This window comes from Salinactinospora qingdaonensis (genome assembly GCF_039539445.1).
GTDB lineage: Bacteria > Actinomycetota > Actinomycetes > Streptosporangiales > Streptosporangiaceae > Salinactinospora > Salinactinospora qingdaonensis.
Genome location: NZ_BAABDD010000007.1, coordinates 195,132 through 219,614 on the forward strand (window position 1 = coordinate 195,132; position 24,483 = coordinate 219,614).

22 protein-coding genes and 1 tRNA gene are annotated in these 24,483 nt (G+C 69.9%); 10 read left to right on the forward strand and 13 right to left on the reverse strand.

Features of this window, described 5'->3' with window-relative positions:
• Positions 1-4: 4 nt before the first annotated feature.
• From ABD848_RS10030 to ABD848_RS10040, 3 genes are all read left to right on the forward strand, one after another.
• The gene (locus ABD848_RS10030; RefSeq protein ID WP_344970099.1) at positions 5-916 is read left to right on the forward strand and encodes a 5-dehydro-4-deoxyglucarate dehydratase; all 912 of its coding nucleotides are present in this window, start codon (positions 5-7) and stop codon (positions 914-916) included.
• Positions 913-2,001 (forward strand): mandelate racemase/muconate lactonizing enzyme family protein, encoded by a 1,089-nt coding sequence (locus ABD848_RS10035; protein ID WP_344970102.1) that lies wholly within the window; start codon positions 913-915, stop codon positions 1,999-2,001. Before ABD848_RS10030 ends, ABD848_RS10035 begins: the two co-directional genes overlap by 4 nt.
• Positions 2,002-2,160: 159 nt before the next feature.
• The gene (locus ABD848_RS10040; RefSeq protein ID WP_344970104.1) at positions 2,161-3,498 is read left to right on the forward strand and encodes a pectate lyase family protein; all 1,338 of its coding nucleotides are present in this window, start codon (positions 2,161-2,163) and stop codon (positions 3,496-3,498) included.
• Positions 3,499-3,731: 233 nt separating this feature from the next.
• Here the strand turns inward: ABD848_RS10040 and ABD848_RS10045 are convergent, their stop codons facing one another.
• From ABD848_RS10045 to ABD848_RS10075, 7 genes are all read right to left on the reverse strand, one after another.
• The gene (locus ABD848_RS10045; protein ID WP_344970107.1) at positions 3,732-4,766 is read right to left on the reverse strand and encodes a LacI family DNA-binding transcriptional regulator; all 1,035 of its coding nucleotides are present in this window, start codon (positions 4,764-4,766) and stop codon (positions 3,732-3,734) included.
• Between the two features lie 166 nt (positions 4,767-4,932).
• On the reverse strand, positions 4,933-5,835 hold the full coding sequence (locus ABD848_RS10050; RefSeq protein ID WP_344970110.1) for an NAD-dependent epimerase/dehydratase family protein: 903 nt from the start codon (positions 5,833-5,835) through the stop codon (positions 4,933-4,935).
• Between the two features lie 152 nt (positions 5,836-5,987).
• Positions 5,988-7,325: an ABC transporter substrate-binding protein gene (locus ABD848_RS10055; protein ID WP_344970113.1), complete on the reverse strand. Its 1,338-nt coding sequence runs from the start codon at positions 7,323-7,325 to the stop codon at positions 5,988-5,990.
• A gap of 599 nt (positions 7,326-7,924) precedes the next feature.
• Entirely contained in the window at positions 7,925-8,806 is an 882-nt protein-coding gene (locus tag ABD848_RS10060; protein ID WP_344970115.1) for a DUF6807 domain-containing protein, read from the reverse strand.
• On the reverse strand, positions 8,803-9,969 hold the full coding sequence (locus tag ABD848_RS10065) for a Gfo/Idh/MocA family protein (RefSeq protein WP_344970118.1): 1,167 nt from the start codon (positions 9,967-9,969) through the stop codon (positions 8,803-8,805). The genes ABD848_RS10060 and ABD848_RS10065 overlap by 4 nt, the downstream gene beginning before the upstream one ends.
• Positions 9,970-9,974: 5 nt before the next feature.
• Positions 9,975-10,877 (reverse strand): carbohydrate ABC transporter permease, encoded by a 903-nt coding sequence (locus ABD848_RS10070; RefSeq protein ID WP_344970120.1) that lies wholly within the window; start codon positions 10,875-10,877, stop codon positions 9,975-9,977.
• Complete coding sequence (locus ABD848_RS10075) at positions 10,874-11,800, reverse strand: carbohydrate ABC transporter permease (protein WP_344970122.1); 927 nt, start codon at positions 11,798-11,800, stop codon at positions 10,874-10,876. Before ABD848_RS10075 ends, ABD848_RS10070 begins: the two co-directional genes overlap by 4 nt.
• 208 nt (positions 11,801-12,008) lie before the next feature.
• Here ABD848_RS10075 and ABD848_RS10080 point away from each other — a divergent pair, with 208 nt between their 5' ends.
• The 3 genes from ABD848_RS10080 (at position 12,009) to ABD848_RS10090 (ending at position 14,895) form a co-directional block, all read left to right on the forward strand.
• The gene (locus tag ABD848_RS10080) at positions 12,009-13,136 is read left to right on the forward strand and encodes a dienelactone hydrolase family protein (RefSeq protein WP_344970125.1); all 1,128 of its coding nucleotides are present in this window, start codon (positions 12,009-12,011) and stop codon (positions 13,134-13,136) included.
• A gap of 80 nt (positions 13,137-13,216) precedes the next feature.
• Positions 13,217-13,903, forward strand: a complete 687-nt coding sequence (locus tag ABD848_RS10085; RefSeq protein WP_344970127.1) for a ThuA domain-containing protein — start codon at positions 13,217-13,219, stop codon at positions 13,901-13,903.
• A gap of 101 nt (positions 13,904-14,004) precedes the next feature.
• Complete coding sequence (locus ABD848_RS10090; RefSeq protein ID WP_344970130.1) at positions 14,005-14,895, forward strand: 1-aminocyclopropane-1-carboxylate deaminase/D-cysteine desulfhydrase; 891 nt, start codon at positions 14,005-14,007, stop codon at positions 14,893-14,895.
• Positions 14,896-15,045: 150 nt separating this feature from the next.
• On the opposite strand, the gene ABD848_RS10095 is transcribed toward ABD848_RS10090, so the two are convergent.
• The 3 genes from ABD848_RS10095 to ABD848_RS10105 form a co-directional block, all read right to left on the reverse strand.
• Positions 15,046-15,119, reverse strand: a tRNA-Ile gene (locus tag ABD848_RS10095).
• 610 nt (positions 15,120-15,729) lie between these two features.
• Positions 15,730-16,464, reverse strand: coding sequence for a dienelactone hydrolase family protein (locus ABD848_RS10100; protein WP_344970132.1), 735 nt, complete (start codon positions 16,462-16,464; stop codon positions 15,730-15,732).
• Between the two features lie 96 nt (positions 16,465-16,560).
• Positions 16,561-16,962 carry a DUF3140 domain-containing protein gene (locus ABD848_RS10105; protein ID WP_344970135.1) on the reverse strand — a complete coding sequence of 134 codons (402 nt, stop codon included), beginning with the start codon at positions 16,960-16,962 and terminating at the stop codon, positions 16,561-16,563.
• Between the two features lie 316 nt (positions 16,963-17,278).
• On the opposite strand from ABD848_RS10105, the gene ABD848_RS10110 reads away from it, so the two are divergent.
• Positions 17,279-17,683 (forward strand): four-helix bundle copper-binding protein, encoded by a 405-nt coding sequence (locus ABD848_RS10110; RefSeq protein WP_344970138.1) that lies wholly within the window; start codon positions 17,279-17,281, stop codon positions 17,681-17,683.
• A gap of 153 nt (positions 17,684-17,836) precedes the next feature.
• On the opposite strand, the gene ABD848_RS10115 is transcribed toward ABD848_RS10110, so the two are convergent.
• Positions 17,837-18,937 carry a glycosyltransferase family 9 protein gene (locus tag ABD848_RS10115; protein ID WP_344970140.1) on the reverse strand — a complete coding sequence of 367 codons (1,101 nt, stop codon included), beginning with the start codon at positions 18,935-18,937 and terminating at the stop codon, positions 17,837-17,839.
• 192 nt (positions 18,938-19,129) lie between these two features.
• On the opposite strand from ABD848_RS10115, the gene ABD848_RS10120 reads away from it, so the two are divergent.
• The 3 genes from ABD848_RS10120 (at position 19,130) to ABD848_RS10130 (ending at position 22,284) form a co-directional block, all read left to right on the forward strand.
• Positions 19,130-19,489, forward strand: coding sequence for a DUF3040 domain-containing protein (locus tag ABD848_RS10120; RefSeq protein WP_344970141.1), 360 nt, complete (start codon positions 19,130-19,132; stop codon positions 19,487-19,489).
• Positions 19,486-21,156 (forward strand): aa3-type cytochrome oxidase subunit I, encoded by a 1,671-nt coding sequence (gene ctaD, locus ABD848_RS10125; RefSeq protein ID WP_344970143.1) that lies wholly within the window; start codon positions 19,486-19,488, stop codon positions 21,154-21,156. Before ABD848_RS10120 ends, ctaD begins: the two co-directional genes overlap by 4 nt.
• A 279-nt stretch (positions 21,157-21,435) precedes the next feature.
• Positions 21,436-22,284, forward strand: coding sequence for a metallophosphoesterase family protein (locus tag ABD848_RS10130; protein WP_344970146.1), 849 nt, complete (start codon positions 21,436-21,438; stop codon positions 22,282-22,284).
• Between the two features lie 70 nt (positions 22,285-22,354).
• Here the strand turns inward: ABD848_RS10130 and ABD848_RS10135 are convergent, their stop codons facing one another.
• Positions 22,355-23,011 carry a LutC/YkgG family protein gene (locus ABD848_RS10135; protein ID WP_344970148.1) on the reverse strand — a complete coding sequence of 219 codons (657 nt, stop codon included), beginning with the start codon at positions 23,009-23,011 and terminating at the stop codon, positions 22,355-22,357.
• Positions 23,008-24,435 carry a LutB/LldF family L-lactate oxidation iron-sulfur protein gene (locus ABD848_RS10140; protein WP_344970151.1) on the reverse strand — a complete coding sequence of 476 codons (1,428 nt, stop codon included), beginning with the start codon at positions 24,433-24,435 and terminating at the stop codon, positions 23,008-23,010. The genes ABD848_RS10135 and ABD848_RS10140 overlap by 4 nt, the downstream gene beginning before the upstream one ends.
• Positions 24,436-24,483 lie beyond the last annotated feature (48 nt).

The window sequence follows — 24,483 nt, forward strand, 5'->3', positions numbered from 1 at the left end:
CATAGTGGAATTCAACGGCATTCTCTTCTTCCCCCTCACCCCCTTCAACGCTGAGGATGCACTTGACGAGGAGGCGCTGGCGGCCCACGTGCGCGCTGGGCTGGCCCACCGCCCCGGTGGGGTCTTCGCCGCTTGCGGCACCGGCGAGATCCACGCGCTCTCCACCGACGAGCAGGCGCGCACGGTGCGCACGGCGGTCACCGCCACCGGCGGCGCGGCGCCGGTGATCGCCGGGGCCGGCGGGTCGGTGCGTACCGCGATCGAGCAGGCCGCTGCGGCCCGCGCGATGGGCGCCGACGGTGTCTTGCTGTTGCCGCCCTACCTGGTCGGCGCGCCCCAGCGCGGGATAGTGGACTACGTGCGCGCCGTCGCCGAGGCGGTGCCCATTCCCCTCATCGTCTACCAGCGCGCCACCATGGCGCTCACTCCCGCCAGCGCCGCCGAGCTCGCCGAACTGCCCGGTGTGGTCGGCATCAAGGACGGTATGGGCGATCTGGACCGGATGCACCAGATCGTGCTCGCCGTTCGCGAGCGGCGCGGTGCCGACTTCACGTTCTTCAACGGCTTGCCTACCGCCGAGCTCACTGTGCGGGCCTACACCGGGATCGGGGTGGCGCTGTACTCCTCGGCGGCCTTCGCCTTCGCCCCGGAGGTGGCCACCGCCTTCTACCGGGCGCTCCACGCCGGCGACCCGCTCGCCGACACGCTCCTCGACGTCTTCTACCGCCCGCTGGCGCGACTGCGGGACCGCAGCCCGGGCTATGCGGTCTCACTGGTCAAGGCGGGGGCGCGGCTGCGGGGCGCTGTCATGGGCGGGGTGCGTCCACCCTTCGTCGACCCCACCGAGGAGGAAACCGCCGAACTGGCGGCCATCATCGATGCCGGTGTGGCCGCCGTGACCACGGCCGCGTCATGATGATCACCGACGTCACCGCCGAGGCCTACCGGCTGCCGCTGGCGCGGCCCTGGGACGGCGGTGTGGCCCACAACGATCTGATCGTCGTCACCGTCGACACCGACACCGGGGCCCGCGGCACCGGTTTTGCCTGGACCCCGCGCGTGGGCGGCGGTGCGGTGGCGGCCCTGCTGCGCGAGGACTGCCCCGAGGCGCTGCTGGGCCAACCCGTCCAGCCCGCCCCCCGCTGGACCGAGCTCCGCCACCACCTGCGCGAGGCCGGGGCGGGCGGTATCACCGCCATGGCCCTGGCCGCGGTCGACGTCGCACTGTGGGATCTGGCCGCACGCGCCAGTGACAGCCCGCTCGTCGACCACATCGGCCGCCACCGCACCAGCGCCGCCGCCTACGGCAGCGGCATCAACCTCGACTACAGCCGTGACGCGCTGCTGGAGCAGGTGCGGCGCTGGCTGGGAGCCGGCCACGACGCGGTCAAAATCAAGGTCGGCTCGGCCGACACCGACCGCGACGTCGACCGGGTGGCGACGGTGCGCCGCCTCATCGGGCCGCGGCGTCGCCTCATGCTCGACGCCAACCAGCGTTGGGACCTGCCCACCGCCGAACACGCGCTGCGCCGCCTGGCGCGCTTCGACCCCTACTGGATCGAGGAGCCGCTGCCCGCCGACCAGCTCGCGGCGCACCAACGGCTGCGGCAACGCTGCGGGGTCCCCATCGCGGTGGGAGAGAACCTGCGCACGGTGGGCGAGTTCGAGGAATATCTGCGCGCGGGGGCCTGCGACATCGCCCAACCCAACGTGGTGCGCGTCGGTGGCATCACCCCGTTCTTGCGGGTGGCCCAGACAGCCGCCGCGACCGGTGTCCCCGTGGCTCCGCACCTGTTACCGGAACTGTCGGCCCAGCTCGCGTTGTGTGTGCCGCTGGTGTCGATGGTGGAGGACATCGAGGACGCTTCCTTCGCGGCGTTGGGCGCCCTGGCCCAGCCCAGCGGCGTCACGATCGAGGCCGGGACCGTGCGCTGCGCCACCGGCCCCGGCCACGGTCTGGTCTTTTCCCCCGCGGCGATGCAGCGGCGCCCGCCACCGTGACCAGCCACTGCGTGGCCACGCCGGCGTGGCCAGCAACCGAGAGCCCAAAGAGGTGATGCCCCCTACCGACCCTGTGTCCCTTCTGTTCGCGTCTGTGATCCCCCATATCCCCCATCCGTCGCCCCGACTGTGCGGCGGCGGAATCCACAAGGAGAGACGATGCGAAGAACGGCCCTGATCACAACCGTCACCGGTGCGCTCCTGCTGTCCCTGGCCGCACCGGCCGACGCCCACGGCGGCCATGACGACGGTCCCACCTGGCGCGCCCACTGGGTGGCCCGCCAGACACTCGACGCGCGCGACGGCTGGGCCGCCGCGCAGGGCGGCACCACCGGCGGAGCCGCGGCCACCCGCGACAACGTCCACGTGGTCGACGACTGGGACGAACTGCGTCAGGCGTTGGGCGGCGAGGACGCCGGCACCAACGACACCGCCAAGATCATCTTCATCGACGGCACCGTCGACGCCAACACCGACGCCGAGGGAAACCCCCTCACCTGCGCCGACTACGCCGCTCCCGGCTATGACAAGCAGGAGTACCTGGCCACCTACGATCCCGAGGTCCGCGGCGACGCCGAGATCACCGGCCCTCTCGAAGAGGCGCGCGAGCGCTCCGCCGACAACCAGCAACAGCGGGTCTCTATGGAGGTGGGCGCCAACACCACCCTCATCGGTCTCGGCGACGACGCCCGCATCCTCGGGGGCGCCCTCACGCTGCGCGACGTCGACAACGTGATCGTGCGCAACATCGAGTTCGAGGCGCCCCGCGACTGCTTCCCGCACTGGGAGCCGGGGGAGTGGAACTCCGAGTACGACGGGGTGACGGTGCGCGGCTCCACCCACGTGTGGATCGACCACGCCACCTTCTCCGACGGCGCTCACCCCGACAGCGAGAACGAGTACCACTGGGGTTATGAGTACCAGACCCACGACGGTCTACTCGACATCACCAACGGCTCCGACCTGGTGACGATCTCCTACAGTCGCTTCAGCGACCACGACAAGACCATGCTGATCGGCAGCACCGACGACCCCACGCTGGACCGGGGCAAGCTGCGGGTCACGCTGCACCACAACCGGTTCGACAACATCCTCCAGCGGGCGCCGCGCGTGCGCTTCGGCGAAGTGCACGTTTACAACAACCTCTACGTCATCCCCCAACCCCCCGAGACGCAGAAGGACTACAAGTACACCTGGGGCGTGGGCGTGGAGTCGAAGATCTACGCCGAGAACAACTACTTCGACCTTGACGAGGAGATCGCGCCCGCCGAGATCATCCATGACTGGCGCGGCAGCGACATCTACGAGACCCACTCGCTGGTCAACGGCCGCTCGCCGCACCACGAGGTCGATCTCCTCGCCGCCTACAACGCCGCCAACGCCCCCGACCTGGGCGACGATGTGGGCTGGCAGCCGCGGCTGCACGAGCGGGTGCACCCGGCCGCTGCCGTCCCTGGCCTGGTCAACGCCCACGCCGGTACCGGGCGCATCCTCTAGCGACGCGCTCACGGCCGCACCATCGCCGTTGAACCGCCCCTGAGAGGGGCGGCGGTGGCCCCGCAGTCATAACGGCTGCGGGGCCACCCCATGGCTTTTTCCGTTTTCCGTTCGGGCCGCACCGAGCCGCGTCGCGACACCCGCCTGGGGGAGCGACACCCGGCGCGCACGGGATGCGCTCATGCGCCGTGCGGAGGGCCGGGCCGCCGGCGCCGTCCGACCCGGCGCCGCGGTCAGCTCGTGGGCACCGCCGTGCTCTCGCGCAGCACCACCTCGCCGGCGACCTCCACGGTCTGCGGGGCGTCGCTGTTGTCCTCGCTCAGCGCCAGCCGGGCGGCGGTCTCGCCCATCCACTCCAGCGGCAGCCGCACCGTCGTCAGTGCCGGCGTCAGGTCGCGCAGCGTGGGGATGTCGTCGAAGCCGGCCACTGACAGGTCCTCGGGCACCCGCAGCCCGGCGTCGCGCAGCGCGGCCATCGCGCCGGTGGCCATCACGTCGTTGACGACGAACAGGCAGGTGGCGTCGGTACCGGCCGCCAGCAGCCGCCGCGTGGACTCATAGCCGCCGTCACGGGTGAACGCCCCGTGCATCACGTTGTGGGGGGCGAGTTCGATACCGGCGGCGTGCAGCGCCGAGTGGAAGCCGTCGAGGCGGTCCCGTGCGGTGTAGAGGTCGGTGGGGCCGGCCAGGATCGCGAATCGCCGGTGCCCTTGGGCGATCAACCGGTGGGCCAGCTCGGTGGCCCCGGCGCGGTTGTCGGGCACGACCGTGTCGGCCGGCAGCCCTTCCTGAGACACGCACGCCACGCGCCCGCCCTGCTTGGTGAACATGCGGATCTCTTCGCCCAGCCGCCGCGTGGTGGAGTCGTCGATCGTGCGGCTCCCGGCCAGCACCACCGCCCGCGCCCGGTGGGCGCGCAGCATCGACAGCAACTCGTTTTCCCGCTGGGGAGTGCGGCCGGTGGTGCCCAGCACGACCACCAGTCCGTGGTCCTCGGCGATGCGGGCCACCCCGGCGGCGATGCTGGAAAAGTAGGGGTCGGCGATGTCGTGGACGATCAGACCCACGAGGGTGCTGGTGTTGCGCGCCAGCGTCTGCGCCGAGGCGTTGGGGAGGTAACCGAGCTCGTGTGCGCTGGCCGTGACGCGCCGGCGTAGCTTCTCGCCCACTTGGCGGGTGCTGCCGTTGAGCACACGGGAGGCCGTCGCCAGCGAGACACCGGCGTGCTGGGCGACCTGATCCAGAGTGACGTATCCTCCGCTTGCCACAGCTCGCACCTTTCGCGCTGTTCAGGGGGCGACGACCGTACCGCCGACCGCATCGGGAAAACACTTTCCTACAGAGTCTACGGTGCACGGCCTCGCGAAGCGAACGGTCGTGGCTGCTCACACTGGCGCGCCAGGAGGGGCGGCCCGGCGCCGCTGTGCCCGCGTCTCATGCTGCGGGCGGCTCCGGCTCGCCCAGGCGGGTGCGCCAACTGTGGCGAGGGCGCCACCCCAGGGCGCGAGCGGCCGTGGTGGCGAAGGCTCCCGCGGTGCCGGTGAGACCGTCGGCCAACTCGGCGGTTCCGGGGTGGTAGGCCGGCAACAGCTCGGCCAGGGGCCGCCGGGCCAAAGCGTCGTCGGCGACGGCGTGCAGCACCTGGTCGGGGCTGAGCCGTTCGGGGCGCTCAATGGCCATGGCGAACAGTTCCCCGGCGTCGTGGGCGTCGATGTAGTTGAACAGCGAGCCCGCGGCCAGTTCGGGGTGCTCCAAGCGTTGCAGCACGGTGTGGCCCTGCTGCGTGGGCGCGCCCGCCCACTCCTCGGGGGCGATGACATAGCCCGGGCGTATCGCCGCCAGAGCGCACGCCCCGGGGTGGGCACGCGCCAGCGTGCGCACCGTCTCCTCGATGATCACCTTGGACAGTCCATAGGAGTGGCACGGCGCTACGGGGTGGTCCTCGTCCAGCGGTAGGCGCTGCGGACGCCAGTGTTGGGGGCCGTAACCAAAGACCGTGGGGCTGGAGGCGGCCACGGCGCTGCGCGCGCCGTGGCTGATGGCCGCCGAGAGCACCGTCCAGGCCAGGCAGGTGTTGATCCGCAAGATGTCGGCATCAGGGGCGCTGAAGGGCACGGCGATCCCGGCCAGGTGCACCACCGCCTCGGGGCGGGTCTGGGTGAACACCTCCGCCACGACCTCGGTGTCGAGCAGGTCGAGGTGGCGCCGGCTCACCCCAGAGGGCACGGCGGCGGTCGTGTCGACGTCGACGGAGACGACGTCGTGGCCTCGTTCGGCCAGAACCGCGAGCACACTGCGGCCGAGTCGGCCCGAGCCGCCGGTGACGAGGACCTGCATGTAAGCGCTCTCCATTCTGGTTGTCGGTGCTGTCCGCTGGTGGTGGTACCCAAAAGCGGCGCGGAGCCCGCGGTGGGGCTCCGCGCCTTCTGGTTCGCCGCGCTGGGGGACGGACGCGGCGAACCCTCAGGGGGGCAGTGGCCGGGCGGGCCTTAGGAGCCGTGCCGCTCCCGGTACTCGGCCTCAGCCTCGTTGAACATCGTCGCCGATTGGTCCAAGAACTCCTGGGCCGTCATTTCCCCGAGGAGCACCTGCTGGTACAGCGGTTCCATGTCGGTCTTGGTGATGGGGTTGAACTGCGGCAGGTAGTAGGGCAGTTGCACGATGACACTGTTCTCGTCGTCCATAGCCGCTGAGGCGGCGGCCAGCGCCTGGTTGTCGCGCACCCACTGCTCGTTTTGGACCTCGTTGTTGGCCGGGATCTGGCCCACCCGCTCGTTCCAATAGCTGTTCATCTGCGCCGAGGCGGCGAACTCCACGAACTGCCACGCCGCGTCTTTGTGCTCGCTGCTGTTGAATATCGCGATCCCGTCGGTGGGGTGCGAGGCGATCGTGTGCTTTCCGGTCTCGGGGCTGGGAAACAGCGGGATGCCTACCAGGTTGTCCTCGCCCAGCGCCTCGACGTGGTTGGTGTAAGAGCCCAGATTGTGGTGGAGCATCGCCACGTCACCACCGGTGAACTGGGCCACCATCTTCGGGAAGTCGTTGTTGACGTCGGCGGTGGGGGTCTGCTCGTCGTAGAGGGCGACGATCCGCTCCAGCGCCTCGACGTTCTTGGGGGCGTTGAGTGTGGTTTTTCCGCTGTCGTCGAAGAACGTCTCGATGCCTGACTGGGCATAGATCTCGTCGAAGACCTGCGGGATCGCGCCGGGGCCGCCACGGATGGTGAACCCATAGCGGTTGCGCTCGGGATCGGTCAGCTTCTCAGCGGCGGTGTAGAAGTCCCCCCAGGTCTCGGGCTCTGCGATCTCGGCCTCGGCGAACCAGTCTTTGCGGTACCACAGGATGGCCATGTTGCCGCTGGTGGGCATCGAGTAGAGCTTGCCGTCGCTGGCGCTGGCACGCATGTTCTCCAAGAAGCCGCGGTTGATGGAGCCGTCGAGGCTGCTGCCCGACAGCCGTTCGTCCAGCGGTTCCAGCACGTCGCGTCCAGCCAGGTTGGCCAGGTAGGCCGTCAAGACGCCGCCGACGTCGGGCAGGGCGTCACCGGCGATGGCGGTGTCGTATTTCTGCTGGACCTGCGCGATGGGGATGCCGGTGTAGTCCACCGTGATGTCAGGGTGTTCTTTTTCAAACTCCGCGATGATGTGTTCCCACAGCGGAGTGCGGTCGGGACCGGCGTTGTTGTCCCAGAACGTGATCTGGACGGGGCCGTCGTCGGAGGAGCCCGACCCGCAGCCGGTCAACAGCAGCGCCAGAGCCGACACCGCTGCGGCGGTGGCTCGCCACCTGCGGGGCGGCGAAACGCGAGAGGAGTAAGACTGCAACACCGTCGGATTCCCTTCAACAAGGATGGGGGAGTGAAGAGGCGTCAAGAGATACCCGCGGCGCCGGCATGGAAGGATGTGGCGCCGATGTTTGGAAAGCGCTTACATAACAGAGTGGCATGGGTCACTCACGGCGTCAATATGTGTACGCGGCCGGTTTGCCGGGCGGGACTTCTCCCGCGCGTCGGCCCCTGCGGTGGGCCACTGGCCGCGCCCCCAGCCGCCGTGGGGAGAGCGCGCCCGTCCCATGCGGCCCGTTCCACTCCTGCGTCGCTACCGCGGTGCCCTGGGGCTTTCCCGCCGTGGGCAGCCATCACCAATCGCGCGGCCGGGCCCCGCGCCCCCAGCCATGGGACGCCAGGGGCGCTCCGTCCAGGAGCAGGGGGTACCCGACTGTTCCCGGCCCTGTCACGGCCGGGAACGCGCCACGCTGCGCCGCTCAAGCGGGCGTAGTCGTCCGCGCGTGTGGCCGCCGACCCGCCGGCGTCCGGAAAAATTCCGGAAAAACCGGCGGGCTCCAAGGCGGGCCGAGCCCAGGAGATGGGGGAGTCGCCGGTGCTGGACGGTGCGCAAGCCGCCCAGCACCGGCCTCGTCGCGGTACCTACCGCGTTTCGGTCAGGCGTTGGCGGGCCAGCTCCACCAGTTTCTCCGCCTCGGTGGCCGGTATCGCGCCGTCGACCACCACGGTCACCATGCTGCGGTACAGCCTCGCATCCGCCGCCATGGCCAGCTCCCGGTCCCAGGCCAGGCTCGCGCCCACCCCCGGATACTCCTGGGCCCGCACGAACCAGGGATCGCCGGCCTCGTCGGCCGCGGTGAAGAGTAGCGTCCAGGCCGCGCCCGGCGTGGTGCCGCTCAACGCCAGCCACCTAGCCCGCGAACCGTGCAGCGCCTCCTCGCCTTCGGCGCCCTCGGGGCCGAAGCAGCGCGGCGGCTGCGCCGCGATGGGAGCGCGCCAGAAGAACCCGCCATAGCCGGCATCGGGACGCCCGTTGGTGGCGGGGCTACCGATCGACAGTTCCCCTCCGGAGGTGTTGTGTAGTCGGGTGGTGAACTCCAGCGCCCAGGCGAACTCGGTCAGCGCCACCGCCCGGTAGTCGCGTTCTTCGGTGAACACCTCCGCGCCGTCGCGGCGCTGCCACGACACCAGTTCGCGGCGGTGCTCTGGCCGGTCGAGCAGCCACTCTCGGTGTCGTTGCCTGCCGTGGTTGGCCAGCCAGGTCGGTCCCTGGCCCCGCACGAACGTGGTCCCACCCCAGAAGTTGGTGCCGCACACATCGGCCACGGCCATGCTCACCCCCAGGTGGTGAGGGTGGTCCTCGGGGCGGACCTCGGTGACGACGGTTCCCCCCAAGGTCCGCACCGTCTCCAGGTAGGGGCGCGGCGACAACCCGTCTTCGACCCCCGCGCCCGAACGCCAGGTCGCGACCGGTCGCTCACCGGCCCGCAGCTTCACCGGCGGGTCACCGTGGTCGGTGCTCACGGGATCACCTCCGCGTTCGCCCATGGGGCGCCCAGCTCGGAGAACAGCGCCATCTCGGCGGCGCTGCGCTCCACCAGCTCGTCGATTCCCTTGACCGTGCGGTGCACGTCCGCCCCGCTGGTGTCGATACGTTGGTGCTCTTCTGGCAACGGGCGGGGGTCGGGGGCGGTACGCACCGCCTCCAGTACGCTCATGAAGCCTGTCGTTGCCTCGGGAGGCACCAGTAAGGGGGTGCCTGCGGCCACGTGGTTCAGCAGGTTTTCCAGCAGGTCGGTGCGGCCGTGCACGAGAGCCTGCGCCTCCGCGCCCGGGCGTAGCACGCTGATCTCGTCGCGCGTGTAGTGCAGCGTGATCCGCCCGTGGTCGCCGTTGATGCTCACATACGGGTCGGCGGCGGTCGTGGCGCACAGCGTCACCGCCACTGTCACCGGCGTGCCGTCGGGGGCGCGCACCCGCATACAGGAGGTGTCGTCGCTTTCGATGGGGTGGGCGTGGAACAACTCCAGTTCCACCTCTTCGGCCACCTGGCGGTCGGCCCCCGCCAGCCGCAGTGCGGTGATCACGGCGTGGGCGAACGGGTTGGTCAGAGCCCCGTCGACCACGTCGGTGCCCTCGATGCGGCGTCGCCCCGCCCAGGGGGCGCGCGCGTAGTAGGCCGAGGTGCGCTGCCACGCGCCGGCTCCGCCCACGCCGCGCACAGCGCCGATCGCCCCGGAGCGCGCCAGCTCGGCAGCGGCGTCCACCGCCGTCGACCCCAGGTTTTGGAACCCGATCTGGCAGGCCAGCCCCGAGCGGGAGACCTCAGCGGTCAACGCCTCGTGGTCGGCCAGCGTCGCCGCCGGCGGCTTCTCTAACAGCACGTGGCTGCCGTGGGCCAGCGCCACGCGCGCCAGCGGCAGGTGGGTGTGGATGGGGGTGGCCACCACGGTGACCGCCGCGCCGGTGGCCGCCAGCAGCTCGCCGAGGTCATCGGAGTGGGCGGGCTCGCCCAGCCCGTGCAGATCCTCGCGCGCCACCGGTACCCGATCGCACACGCCCACCAGCCGCACTCGCCCGGCGTCGGCCAGGCGGCGCAGGTTGGACAGGTGCCACTGGCCGTGCCCGTGCGCGCCGACCAGCACCACCGGTGCGGGTTCGCGCGTTTGCTGCGTGTGTGCTTGCAACTTCTCTACCCCTTTACCGCGCCGGCGCTGATGCCTTGGACAAGGAAACGCTGGATCACCGCGAAGATCAGCACCACCGGTAGGGCGGCGACCACACCGCCGGCGGCCAGCGCCCCGAAGTCGACGCTGAACTCGCCGATGGTGTAGTTGAGCCCGACCGGGATCGTGTACTTGTCCTGTTCGCTGATGAACATCAGGGCGAACAGGAAGTTGTTCCAGGTGTCGATGAAGGCGAACGAGCCCACCGCCACCAGCCCGGGCCGCAGCATCGGCAGCACGACCAGGAAAAAGCCGCGCAGCCGGGAGCAGCCGTCGACCCAGGATGCCTCCTCCAGCTCCACAGGGATGTTACGGACGAAACCGCTGAGCAGGATCAACGACAGTGGAAGTTGGAAGACGGTGTTGGCGATGACCAGCGACCACAGGCTGTTGGTCAGGTTCAGCAGGCTGAACAGTTCGAACAGGGGGATGAGCATCATCGCGCCGGGGATGAACTGCGTGCCCAACATCGCGATCAGGAACAGGGCCTTGCCGCGGAAGTTGTAGCGCGCCAGCGCATAGCCCCCGGCCAGGGCGACCACACTGGTGGCCACCAGCGCGGCGATGCCGACTTTGACGCTGTTGAGGAAGTAGGTGCCGAACCCGATGCCGTTCCAGACCGTGTCGAAGTGCTCGACGGTCAGCGGCCAGGGGACGATCCCGGTGGTGCCGGCGGGCCGGATCGCGTACAGGATCATCCAGTAGAACGGGACGACCGTGAAGATCAGATAGAGGGTGAGCGGGACGAAGATCTCCCACCGGAACGGCTTGCGCCGGCGCCGCGGGGCGGGGGGCTCCTCGGAGGTGGGGCGCTGTTCGGGAACCGGCTCGTGGACGCTACCGGGGAGGGTGGCTCGGTCGACGCTCACGTGCGGTCACCTCCGAACCGGCTCAGCCGCAGGTAGGTGACCGAGCAGATCAGTAGCAGGGCAAAGCCGGCGGTGGTTAGCGCTGAGCCGTAGCCGAAGTTGTAGGAGTCCACAGCCTGGCGGGCGACGTAGAGGGGCAGGGTGGTGGTGGCGTTGGCCGGGCCGCCGCCGGTGAGCGTGTAGAGCAGGTCGACGTTGTTGAACTCCCACACCCCGCGCAGCAGCGTGGACAGCACGATCGCGTTCTTGAGGTGGGGGAGTGTGATGTGCCAGAACCTGCGCCAACGGTTGGCGCCATCAACCGAGGCCGCTTCGTAGAGGTCCTTCGAGGCCGTTTGCAGGTCGGCGAGGAGCAGGATCGCGAAGAAGGGCACCCCGCGCCACAGTTCGGCCACGACGGCGGCACCGAAGACGGTGTCGGGGTTGGCCAGCAGTGCCGTACCCGGATCGCCGATCCCCAGATCCGCCAGGAAGCGCAGGAAACCGGTGGTGGGGCTGTAGATGAGAATCCATAGCACGGTGGTGAGCACGCCGGAGATGGCCCACGGAGCGAATACGGTGGCGCGCGCCAGGCCGCGGAAACGGAAAGCCTCGTTGACGATCAGCGCCAGCAGCAGCCCAAATAGCAACTGTAGCGCGATTTCCCAGCCCACCCACTGGGCGGTGAAGCCCAGGCTCTGCCAAAACAGCGGGTCCTCGAAGAGCATCCGCCGGTAGTTGTCCAGGCCGGCGAAGCCGTTGTTCCACGGTTCGGCGACGTTGTAGTGCTGCAAGCTGTAGTAGAAGACGCTCGTGATGGGATACAGCAGGAACACGATCATCAGCAGCACCGACGGTGCTATGAGAACGTAGGGAACCCACTGTCGGCGGGGACGGCCTCGCGGGGTCGGGCCCGCGCGGCGTCGTTGGGTCAAGGAAGCCACGCCACCGACTCTTTCTCTCGACTCGTCTTTTGGAAAGCGCTTGCCGAGTTAATCTAGACAGCGTGCACACCGATGTCAACGGTATGGAAACGCCCCCGCTCCCGGCATACCCCCACAGCCACCTCCACTTGACCAGCGCAAACGTCCGCATCCCTCCCGTTGACCCGCGCTGCCACGGCACGGAAGACCATGGAAAGGACAATCAAGCGTGGCCAAGGACCACTACACCCATCTAGGGGCGTTCTCCGACTGGACCGCACTACCCGGCGCTGTCCGCCCCCACAGCGCCGCACCCCCCGATCCTCACGCCGTCCACGCCGCCCTCGACGCCCCACCCCCACCCGACCACCTCGACGTCACCTCCCGCGCCCCCTGGTACCGCGACGGCGTGACCGGCCAGGAGGTGTCGTGGTGGCCCGGTTTCGGCCCTCGCACCCGCGCCTGGGTCCTACGCCCCGCCGGCGAACACCGCCCCCTTCCCGGCGTGCTCGCACTGCACTGCCACTCCGGCATGCGCGCGTGGGGGCGACACAAAATCGCCGATGGCCCCGACACCACCCCGCCCGAGATCACCGCGCTGCGCCGCACCATCTACGAGGGGGCCGCCCTGGCCACCGAGATCGCCCGCCAGGGCTACACCGTCCTCGTCCACGACGCCTTCGGCTGGGGCAGCCGCAGCTTCCGCACCGCCGACATGCCCCAACGGGTACTCGACTACGCCCGCGCCGAGATCGCCCACCGCCGCAAGGCCGGCGAGACCTTCACCCCCGCCCAAGAGTTCGACGTCGCCGCCCGCCACCACGAGCCCGTCCTCGCCAAATACTGCGGCGTCCTGGGCACATCGCTGGCCGCTATGGTGCTGCGCGAAGACCGCATCGCCCTGGACTACCTCACCAGCCGCGCCGACGTGCACGCCGACCGCATCGCATGCGTGGGGTTGTCCGGCGGCGGCTGCCGCGCGGCACTCCTGCACGGCCTGGACCCCCGTGTACGAGCCAGCGTGATCTCCTGCATGATGTCGACCTTCGCCGGGCTGCTCGACCGCCACATCGACGCCCACACCTGGATGCTGCTCACCCCCGGCCTCAGCGCCGTGTGCGACTGGCCCGACGTCCCCGCGCTGCGCGCCCCCGCGCCGCTGTTAGTGCAGTACGCCACCGCCGACCGGCTCTTCTCCGACACGGGTATGCGCGACGCCGACGCCCTGCTGCGCCGCCGCTATGCCCAGGCCGGCGCCCCCGACGCCTACACCGGCGCCCACCACCGGGGCGATCACGCGCTCTCCGCCGCCATGCGCGCCCAAGCTCTCGACTGGCTCGCCCACCACCTGCATTGACCGGCCACAGCTCGCCGCCGTCCCGCAGCGGGTAGCGCCGGCGTCTCCTGCCTGCCAACGTCGACCAAGGAGCGATTCCCATGCCTGCTGCTCGTTTCGAGCTTGCCCGTCCCCGCGCGCTCATGGTGCGCGGAGGCTGGGAAGGCCACGAGCCCGTGGCCACCACCGAGCTGTTCTTGCCCGTGCTGGAGCAGGCCGGATTCTCCGTCGAGATCCACGACGATCTCGCTGTCTACGACGACGAGGAGCGCTTGGCCCACACCGATCTCATCGTGCAGTGCTGGTCCATGGGCCACCTTTCCGACGAGCGCGCCGAGCGCCTGGCCGGGGCCGTGCGCGCCGGTACCGGCTTCGCCGGCTGGCACGGCGGGGTCGTCGCCGCGTTCAAGGGCAACGAACGGTACTGGCAGCTCACGGGAGGGGTGTTCGTGGCCCATCCGGGCGACATGCGGCCCCACTCCTACGACATCGTCGCCGAGCGCGCCGACCATCCGATCGTGGCCGGGCTCGGCCCTTTCCACGCCTACACCGAACAGTACTGGGTGCTCACCGACGACCTCGACGACGTGTTGGTCACCACCACCCACCCCGCCGACAGCCACACCCCGTGGCCGCGTCCGGTGACCGTGCCCGCAGTGTGGACCCGCCAGTGGGGAGCCGGCCGCGTCTTCGTCAGCACCATCGGCCACCACCGGCCCGACTTCGACACCGCCCACGTGCACACCCTCACCGCCCGCGGCCTACTGTGGGCCGGGCGAGCCCTGTGATCGCCCGGCCCGGTCGCCGGCCGGCTCAGCCCGAGCCGCTGGAGTCGGCCAGTCGCGAGAGTGGTAGCGCGCCGGCGACTTCGGGGCCATAAGCTGGCGCTATGTCCGGCATAATCGCGGCGCCTCAGGATCGCGCTCCGCTGTTGCCCTCCCCGCTGGTTGAGGTGGCCGACGAGCGTCTGCGCCGCCGAGGGGTGCGGCTGCTGCTCAAGCGCGACGACCTCATCGACGCTGAGATCCCGGGCAACAAGTGGCGTAAGCTCCAGCCCAACCTCGCCGCCGCCCGCCGGCAGGGCCACCGTAGGCTGTTGACCTTCGGCGGCGCCTACTCCAACCACATCCGTGCGGTCGCCGCCGCCGGCCACCGCTATGGGCTGGCCACCATCGGTGTGATCCGCGGCGAGGAGCACACCCCGTTGAACTGGTCGCTGTCCTACGCCGCCCGGCGCGGGATGCGGTTGGTTTACCTGGACCGGGCCACCTACCGTCGCAACCACACCCCCGAGGTCATCGACCGGTTCCGCCGCGAGTACGGCAGCTTCTACCTGGTACCCGAGGGCGGCAGCAACGCGCTCGCCGTGCGCGGCGCGATGGCCGTGCCCGCCGAGGTCGACGAGCCCTTCGACGTCATCTGCTGCCCGGTGGGAACCGGCGCCACCGTGGCCGGCATCGCCGCCGGGCTCGCCCCGCCCGCGCGGGCCGTGGGGTTCTCGGTGCTCAAGGGCGGCGACTTCCTCGCCGCCGACGTGGCACGACTCCAGGACGAGGCCGGTGTGCCCACTCGCAATTGGCGGATCGAGACAGGGTTCCACTTCGGTGGTTTCGCCAAGCAACCCCCCGAACTCGCCGGTTTCGTCGACGACTTCGCCGGCCGCCATGGCATCACCCTGGAGTGGGTCTATGTCGCCAAGATGCTGGCCGGGGTGTTCACTATGGCCCAGCGCGGCGACTTCACTCCGGGCACGACCGTCGTGGCCGTCGTCACCGGCTGAGAGCGCGCGGTCGCGGCGCCGGCAACGTTTGCCTATATGCGAGCACGCCGGGCTCTGTCGTGGCGTGCTCGCGCGGTTGGCTGTCAGTTTGGCTGTCAGCCCGGCTGTTCTCCACCTCCCGAGAACGAGGAATTCGCTGGTCACAGGTTGTGGGGCGGGTGGGACTTGAACCCACGGCCCACGGATTATGAGTCCGCTGCTCTGACCGGCTGAGCTACCGCCCCTCGCCAGAGAAGCGTAACCCGGCAAGCGCCCACATTCTCAGGCGATGCCGACCATCGTGTGTTCGCTGGCAGCGTGGTCCGCTGTGCGGGTGGGAGCAGCGCTTTTGCGCAGCCGGGGAAATCGCGGGAAAGCACGTGCATGATCACGTCCCGTATGGGCAGAGGGCCACTCGAACACGAAGAAAAACGTCTCAGTGCTTCTTCCGTGTGGCGGGTGCCTGGGTGCTCGACTCGGGCACCACCTCCTCGCGGCCGGCGCCGGCGTTAATGCCAGGGGACGCCGCGACGCCGGACGGTTCGGCCGCGGTTATGGGGAAAGCCGCGCCGGGCCCGGAGTGCGGACGCACCACCCAGTGGGGGGCCCACTACCGGCCCACTGGAAGCGGGGAGGTGTTCGGGACGCCTCGATTTCTTGGGAGACCGTCGAGGCGTCCCGACTCATGTCCCGCACCTCTCCGCCCCTGTCCGGCCCTGCCTAGACGCCATTGCCGTGCCGTGGCCACGACGCGGCGCACCCACGCCGCGGTGCTGGCCGCCCGCGAGGCTCACCACGCCCGTGGACGCTATGGCAGTCCCCGCCTGACCAGGGCAGCGCCGCAGGCCGGAGCGATCACACCGGCGAGTGCTGGCCAGCCGGCTGTAGATAGGCCCGGAACCACTCCATGGCCGCACCGGTCACCTGCTCCAGCGTCCCGGGCTCCTCGAAGAGGTGACTCGCCCCGGGGACCACGTGAACCCGGTTGGGAGCGCGCAGTGAGCGTGTGGCGGCGTAATTGACCCGGATCACCGGCTCGTCGAGGCTTCCCACGATCAGCAGGACGGGCGCCGTCACCGACGGCAGGACCTCGCCGGCCAGGTCGGGCCGGCCGCCGCGCGAGACCACCGCGTGCACCTGCTTGGGCCGCTCGGCCGCGGTCCCCAACGCGGCGGCGGCACCTGTGCTCGCCCCGAACAGGCCCAGCGGCAATTCGGCGCTCTCTGTCGAGGTGGCCAACCAGTCGGCCGCCCCCGTCAGTCGGCGCGTCAGCATAGGGATGTCGAAGCGCAGCTCGCGCGTTCGGGCGTCGACCTGCTCCTCGGCTATGGTCAGCAGGTCGATGAGCAAGGTGGCGAAGCCGTGCGTGTTCAAGGTCCGCGCCACCTCCCGGTTGCGTGGGCTGTGCCGCGAGCTGCCGCTGCCGTGGGCGAACAGCACCACCCCTTGGGCCTGTGGCGACAGGGAGAGGTCTCCGGTCAGCACGGCGCCGTCGACCTCGACGGACACTTCCCTGCTGGGCATGGGATCGGTACGCGTGGCCTGCTGGGGCGGGCGAGCCCTGGGCTCGTCACCGTGGCGTGGGTTCATCGGCTCTCTCCTTCGGCGCGCTTTGCTGGCCATCGGCGGGTCGGTTGTGGGTGATTCCGCCCTTCACTTGCCGATGGCCGGCCTCAGGTTCGGGGCTTACTCCGGCGACGGGCGGGGCACCTCTTCCTCTTCGAGGGTGGTGTCCTCTCCTGGCCGCGGCGATTCGGGCCGCAGCGGGTCGTGGCCCAGCGTCATGATCGCGCGGCGCCACTCGTCGTCGCTTTCGTGTGGGTGAGCCAGTCGGGAACGGATCGCCTCTACGACGAGCCGCATCATTTCCAGGTCGGCGTTGGTGAGGTCCACGCGCCGTTTGCCCACGATGTGCACGACGTGGCGTCCCGTCTCGGGCAGGTTCATGTCTGGGGCCGATACGAACCCCTCAGGACCGGAAGCGTTGGTGAGCAGCCATTCGCGCAGCTCCTCACCGGTCATGTTGACCAGCCGGTGGAACTCCTGCCATAGCTCTTCGGTGTCGGAGTCCAGGTGTTCGGCAGCCATTGGCTCCCCTTAACCGTGTCGGTGCCCCCGTTTTCGGGTGTCTTGGTGGCTGCGGGGCGGTCCTCGCCGAACGAACTCGCCGCCCACGGCCCGCTGTGCTGTGGACCGGGCGGGTGGCCGCGAACGTCCACCCGCCCGATGGGCTGGGCCGAATCCGGTTCGGCCCCTGGACACCCCAGCCGTCCACTGCCCAGACCACCAGGGCCGAAACGGTCGTGACGGCGTGGGAGCCATGTTTACCGGTGGGGCTTCTCGGTAGCAGACAACAACGGGCTAGTACCCGTGTCGGAGGCACACCCGGCAGCGGGAGGACGCGATGGCGACCCAAACCGAACACTTCCTGCGCGAGCACCCCCGCGACCCCGTCAAGAACGTAGAGCCGTTACGGACGTGTGTGGAACGGCTGGCCGCCTGCGCGCAGGCGTGCACGGCCTGTGCCGACGCCTGCTTGGGCGAGGCCGACTCGGCGGACCTGGTGGCCTGCATCCGCCGCAACCTCGACTGCGCTGACCTGTGCGGGACAGCCGAGCAGGTGCTCACCCGGCGCACGGAAGCCAACGTGGTGCTCGACCGGGCGATCCTGCAAGCCTGCGTTCAGTTCTGCGAGCACGCTGCCCAGGAGTGCGGTACCCACGCCGCCTCCCATGAACACTGCCGGCTGTGCGCCGATACGTGCGTGCTGTGCGCCGAAGCGTGCCGCGACATGCTTGCCACGCTGTGACGTCGCTGCCGGCCTGCGCAGCCACCCTTGCGCCGTGGGCGCCCGGTACGGCGCGCCCGGGCAACGCCGCGGCGGCGCCTCAGCGGGGCCGCTCGCCCAGGGAGGACACCCAGGACGGCGGGCGCAGGGGCGGGCCCCGCGATGCCGCCGCTGTCACGGCCTGCCCGCGGAACGGGCGCCGGCGGTGTCCTCGGCCGCGGTGCGGGGTCGGGGCGGGCCTTGGGCGGCGGTCGCCGCCTCGAGCCGTGCGAAGAGTTCTTCGGCGGCGGCGATGACGTCGTTGTCGGTGATGCGCAGCAGCCCGTGGTGCGTGCGGGAGCGGCGTGGCTGCCGGGGAGCAGGCAAGCGCAGGCAGATGTGTAGCCACGGGTCGATGCGCGGCCCCCACACCTCGGGGTGGGCCGCCCCGAACAGCACCACCGAGGGGGTCGCGTAGGCGGTGGCTAGCTGTGCCACACCGGTGTCGCCGCAGATGACCATGGTCGACTCGGCAACCAGGGCGGCGAGTTCGTTCGGCGAGGTCCGGCCCGCCATGACCGCCCGCTCGTCCAGACCAGCCACGCGCGCAACGCGCAGTGCCAGCGGGAGCTCCGAGCGCGATCCGGTCACCACCACCTCGTGGCCGCGCGAGCGCAACCAACGCGCCACCTGGGCGAAACGCAGCTCCGGCCAGCGGCGAGCGGGGAAGGCCGCACCGGGGTGGAGGAGCACCGCGCCTGGGCGTCGGCTCGGCTGCGGCGGCGCCCACAGGCGCAGATCCGTGGGGTCGGCGCGCACCCCGTAGTAGCCCAGCATCCGACACCACAGGTCGACGTCGTGCTCACCGGCAGGCCAGCGCGGCCCCCGCAGGTCGGGAAAGTCCGGGTGGGCGTAGCTCCACAGCTCTCGAGGTCGCAGCGCATGCAGGGCCGCGATGCTCTCGGGGCCGTGCCCGTGCAGGTTTACGGCCAGGTCGGGCGGCCTCGCCTCGGGCCACTGCGGCGTCTCCGGGCCCGAAGCATCCAGCACCCGGTGGGGGACTCCCGCCAGGGTGAGGAAATCGGCGTAGGCCGGTGGCCCTGCCACGGTCAACCGGTGGTGGGGAAAGGCACGGGTCAACGCGCGTACAGCGGGCACCCCAGTCATAACTTCGCCCATGCTCAACGCACGCAGCACCAGAAGCGACGGCCCCTCAGCAGGGCGCGGGGAGGGGAGTTGCTCTTGCATCACCCGGGCAGCCGCACGTGCGTAACTGGAGTTGTCGGGTATAGGCATAAGCTCCCGCTACCAGCTTCGGCCGTTCTCAAACCCCCTGGTCAACGATGGTGCTCCCCCTGTCGTGAGGCGTCGTTGCAAAAAATCTCCACATATCTAGCTCCGTGTTAGTGGTTGCTTGCCGAGGGTAGTGAAAGGCACGCTAACCACGACTGACCACCGCCCAGCAGCCCAGCGGAAGGCCACCCCGCCATGAGTTCATCACCAGAGGAGGACCGCCAACTGCGCGAGATCGAGCGCGCGCTGGCGACCGACGATCCCGACTTGGCCCGGCGCCTGGCGTTCTTCAACGTCTCGGGAGCCCCGCCGCGTGAGCCGGTGTCTCGCGGCGCGGTCGCGGCCATCGTCATCGGCATCGTTCTCGCCGCTCTCATCCTCATCACGACCACCTATCTCGGCGTCGGCGCCGCCACGGCCTCCCAGACCGCGAGTGTGGCCACCGTGGCCGCCGCGACCGTGCCTTCCCCGGTGCGCACGCGAGCCGCCCCCCACCCGCGCCCCCACGTCCCCCCTCGCCTCGGTGCCATGCCCAGCGCGGCGGGGCACACATGACCGAGACCTCGCGGGCCCACGCCCGCTCCGAGGAGCGCGATCCCGCCGGCGGCAAGGGCAAGGCCGTCGCCGCGTGGCTGTCCTCCACCGACCACAAGGTGATCGGCCAACTCTACGTCGTCACCTCGTTCGGGTTCTTCCTTCTCGCCGGGATCATGGCGATGCTGATCCGTGCCGAACTGCTATGGCCCGGCTTGCAGGTCGTCGGCGCCGACCAGTACAACCAGCTTTTCACCATGCACGGCACGATCATGATGCTGCTGTTCGCCACCCCGCTGTTCGCGGGTTTCGCCAACCTGCTCGTGCCGCTACAGATCGGCGCGCCCGACGTGGCCTTCCCCCGGCTCAACATGTTCAGCTACTGGCTGTTCCTCTTCGGCGGGCTCATCACGGTGGGCGGGTTCTTCACCCAGGGCGGCGCGGCCAGCTTCGGCTGGTTCGCCTACACGCCGCTGTCGGACGAGGTGCGCTCACCTGGCCTGGGCGGTGACCTGTGGGTGCTGGGGCTGCTCGTGGCCGGATTGGGCACCGTACTGGGCACGGTCAACTTCATGGTGACCATCGCGGCTATGCGCGCTCCGGGCATGACCCTGTTCCGGATGCCGCTGTTCACCTGGAACACCCTGTTCACCGGAATCCTGGTGCTGTTGGCCTTCCCGGTGCTGACTGCGGCGCTGGCCGCGCTGGCCGCCGACCGCATCATCGGCTCCCACGTCTACGACCCCGGCCACGGCGGCGCTTTGGTGTGGCAGCATCTGTTCTGGTTCTTCGGCCATCCCGAGGTCTACATCGTCGCGCTGCCGTTCTTCGGCATCATCACCGAGGTCATCCCGGTCTTCTCGCGCAAACCGCTGTTCGGATACAAGGGCATGGTGGCCGCCACCATCGCGATCACCGGCCTGTCGATGACGGTGTGGGCCCACCATATGTTCGCCACCGGCGCGGTACTGCTGCCGTTCTTCTCGTTCATGTCCTTCCTGATCGCCGTCCCGACCGGGATCAAGTTCTTCAACTGGATCGGCACGATGTGGCGTGGTCAGCTCACCTTTCCCTCGCCGATGCTGTTCGCAGTGGGGTTCTTGGTGACGTTCCTCTTCGGCGGGCTCACCGGCGTACTCCTCGCTTCGCCGCCGCTGGACTTCCACACCACCGACTCCTACTTCGTGGTGGGCCATTTCCACTACGTCCTGTTCGGCACGGTGGTCTTTGCGATGTTCGCCGGCTTCTACTTCTGGTGGCCCAAGTACACCGGCAGGATGCTCGACGAACGGTTGGGAAAGCTCCATTTCTGGCTGCTGTTCCCCAGCTTCCACGCGACGTTTCTGGTGCAGCACTGGCTGGGCGCCGAGGGCATGCCACGACGCTACGCCGACTACCTGCCCGGCGACGGTTTCACCGTCCTCAACGTCGTCTCCAGTGTCGGCTCCTTCGTGTTGGGCGCCTCGACGCTGGTTTTCCTCTACAACGTCTGGCGCACCCATCGTGTGGGCGTTCCCGTAGAGGTCGACGACCCATGGGGCTACGGCAACTCGCTGGAGTGGGCGACCTCGTGCCCGCCGCCACGCCACAACTTCACCTCGCTGCCGCGCGTACGTACCGAACGACCGGCCTTTGACCTGCATTACCCGTTCCGTCCCAGCGAGCAGAGACCCCAGCAACGCCAGTGAGCCCCAGCCGCCGCCCATGGCGAGCGTCGCGATCGTTGACCGCACCGGCCCGCTCCGGCGTTTCAGGGGGCTACAGTCGCCACCGTCGAGCCCTCGCACCGGGAGCGCCCGCAGGCACGGCTGGGTGGCACCGTCAGGGCCGCCCCCGCGGCGCTACCCGACACCCGACTACTAGGCTCAGACTTTTGTGAAGATCTACCGGAGTCGGGGAAGTGATCGGATGCCTCGCGTCGAGCTGCGAAACGACCGGCCAGCCCTCCACCGGCGGGGGGAGGTGCGATGACCGCCGCCGACGCGCCGACACCGACCCTGTACGCAGTCAGCGACCTGCACATTTCACACTCACAGAACCAGAGGTTCATGGATTGGCTGCGGCCGACCTCACCGCAGGACTGGCTGATCGTCGCCGGCGACGTCGCCGAAACCGTCGCCGATGTCCAATGGGCGCTGGGTCTGCTCAGCGAGCGGTTCGCCACCGTGATCTGGACGCCGGGCAACCACGAGCTGTGGACCCACCCCAAGGACGACATCCAACTGCGCGGCGAGGAGCGCTACCACCATCTGGTGAGCGTGTGCCGCAGCATGGGCGTGCTCACCCCCGAAGACCCCTACCCCATCTGGAAAGGCGAGGGCGGACCCGCCACGATCGCCCCGCTGTTTGTGCTCTACGACTACACCTTCCGCACTGAGAGCGCCACCACTAAGGAGGAGTCGCTCTCCCAAGCCTACGCCGCCGGAGTGGTGTGCACCGACGAGCTCATGCTCCACCCCGACCCCCACCCCAGCCGTGACGCCTGGTGCCACGTCCGCATCGAGGAGACCCGGCGCCGCCTCGACGCCTGCGACCCCGCCCTGCCCACCGTGCTGATCAACCACTATCCGCTGGTGCGCGACCCGACCCGTATCCTGCGCTACCCCGAGTTCGCCCAGTGGTGCGGCACCGAACTCACCGCCGACTGGCACACCCGTTACCGGGCGCGCGCCGTCGTCTACGGCCACCTGCACATCCCCCGCACCACCTGGCACGATGGCGTGCCCTTCGAGGAGGTCTCCATCGGCTACCCGCGCGAGTGGCGCCGCCACGGCCACCCGCAGGGCCTGCTCCGCCCCATCCTGCCCGCCTCCTAGGCACACGCCGCCACCCCGCCCCCGTGCCCCCGGGGAGACACGCCTCCCGCTGGGAGCACGGGGGAGCGGGTCAACCGGCGCCGTCGACGAGCACCACCTCCAGCGTGCGCGGGCCGTGCACCCCCTCGACGCGGTCCAGTTCGATGTCGCTGGTGGCCGAGGGGCCGCTGATCCAGGTCAGCGGGCGCGACGCTTCGAGGCGAGCCAGCGCGTCGGCGACGTCGGCCACCACGCACGCGGTCGGCACGATACACAGGTGGTAGTCGGGCACCAGGCACAGCGCCCGCCGCCCCTGGGCGGGACCGGAGTCGAGCACGATCGTGCCGGTTTCGGCGATGGCCACGGCACACCCGGTGACCACCCCGGCCACGGCGTCGAGTTCAGCCACCCCCAACCGGGCCTCGGCGGTGTCGGCAACGGCGGTGATATCGGCTTGGGACAGCCACGCCTCGGGCAGGTCGGCCGGTACGGCCACGCGGCGCGCGCCACGTTCGGCCAGCGCCGCGGCGACCACGGCGGGCACCTGCGTCGTGGTGGCGCGGCGCACGACCGCCCGATAGTCGACGAGCCGCTCGGCCAGCAGCCCCACCAGATCATCGGTGTGGTGGGCCCGCGCGTAGTCCCGCTGCACCGTCACATCCTCGGGTGCTTCACCGGCGGGCACGTCGGCCAGCGCCGCCCTGACCCGCTCCAGCACGCGCTCGCGCGACCCACGTGCTCGCTTCACTGCTGTGCCTCCTGTTCACGGTCGCGCCACCAGTCCCGGAAGGAACGCTGAGGGATGGCGGGTAGGTCACGGGTGTCGGTCCAGGCCGCGCCCGGCCCGGGCAGCCGCCGCGGCACCAGGTTGCGGGCCCACCCCGCGGCCCGCTGCGCCCAAGAGAGCCGCCGGTGATCGCCCAGCACCCAACTGGCCATGGTCATCGCCGCGCCCTCGGCGCGGTGCCCGCGGCCCGAAGCCACACGCTCCCGCAGGTGCACCAGCACCTCGGGGATATCGATCGCCACCGGGCACACCTCGTAGCAGGCCCCGCACAGCGACGAGGCGTACGGCAGCGACGCATCGACCGCGCTGCCGGTGCCCCGCAGTTGCGGGCTCAGAATCGCCCCGATAGGGCCGGGATAGACCGAACCGTAGGCGTGCCCGCCGGCACGCTCGTAGACGGGGCAGATGTTGAGGCAGGCCGAGCAGCGGATACAGCGCAGCGCCTGTCGGCCCACCGTGTCGGCGAGCGTGTCGCTGCGGCCGTTGTCCAGCAACACCAGGTGGAACTCGCGCGGCCCGTCGCCTTCGGTCACCCCCGACCAGGTGGAGGTGTAGGGGTTGGCGCGCTCACCAGTGGAGGAGCGCGGCAGCAGTTGGAGGAACACCTCCAGGTCCTGCCAGGTGGGCACGATCTTCTCGATGCCCACCACCGAGATCAGCGTCTCGGGCAGGGTCAGGCACATCCGCCCGTTGCCCTCCGACTCCAGCACCACCATCGTGCCGGTATCGGCCACCGCGAAGTTGGCTCCCGAGACCGCGACCTTACTGCTGAGGAACTTCTCGCGCAGGTGAACGCGGGCAGCCTCGGCCAGGGCGGCGGGGTCGTCGCTGAGGTCCTCGGGGGCGGCCACCCCCCACGCGCCCATATGGCGCCGGAAGATCTCACGGATTTCGGCGCGGTTGCGGTGGATGGCCGGCACCAGGATGTGGGACGGACGGTCATCGCTGAGCTGGACGATCAGCTCGGCCAGGTCGGTCTCGTAGGCGGCGATGCCGGCCTGCTCCAGCGCCTGGTTCAGCTCGATCTCTTGAGTGGCCATCGATTTGACCTTGAGGACCTCGTCTTCGCCGGTGGCGCGCACCAGCTCGGTGACGATGGCGTTGGCCTCGGCGGCGTCGGCGGCCCAGTGCACCTGCCCGCCGGCGGCGGTGACCGACTCCTCCAGTTGCTCCAGGTAGCAGTCGAGGTGGCGCAGCGTGCGGTCCTTGATGGCTTTGCCCGCGGCGCGCAACTGCGACCAGTCGTCGAGTTCGCCCACCGCGTCGGCGCGCTTGTCACGGATCGTGCGGGTGGCCTTGTGCAGGTTGTGGCGTAGCTGGGCGTCGCCGGTGGCCGACCGGGCCGCCTCGGGAAAGGCGGGCATGCCCACGAAGGTCGCGCTCATCGATGTCGCGGCGTGGTTACCCCGGCCTGCCGGCGGGGCACGGTGCGC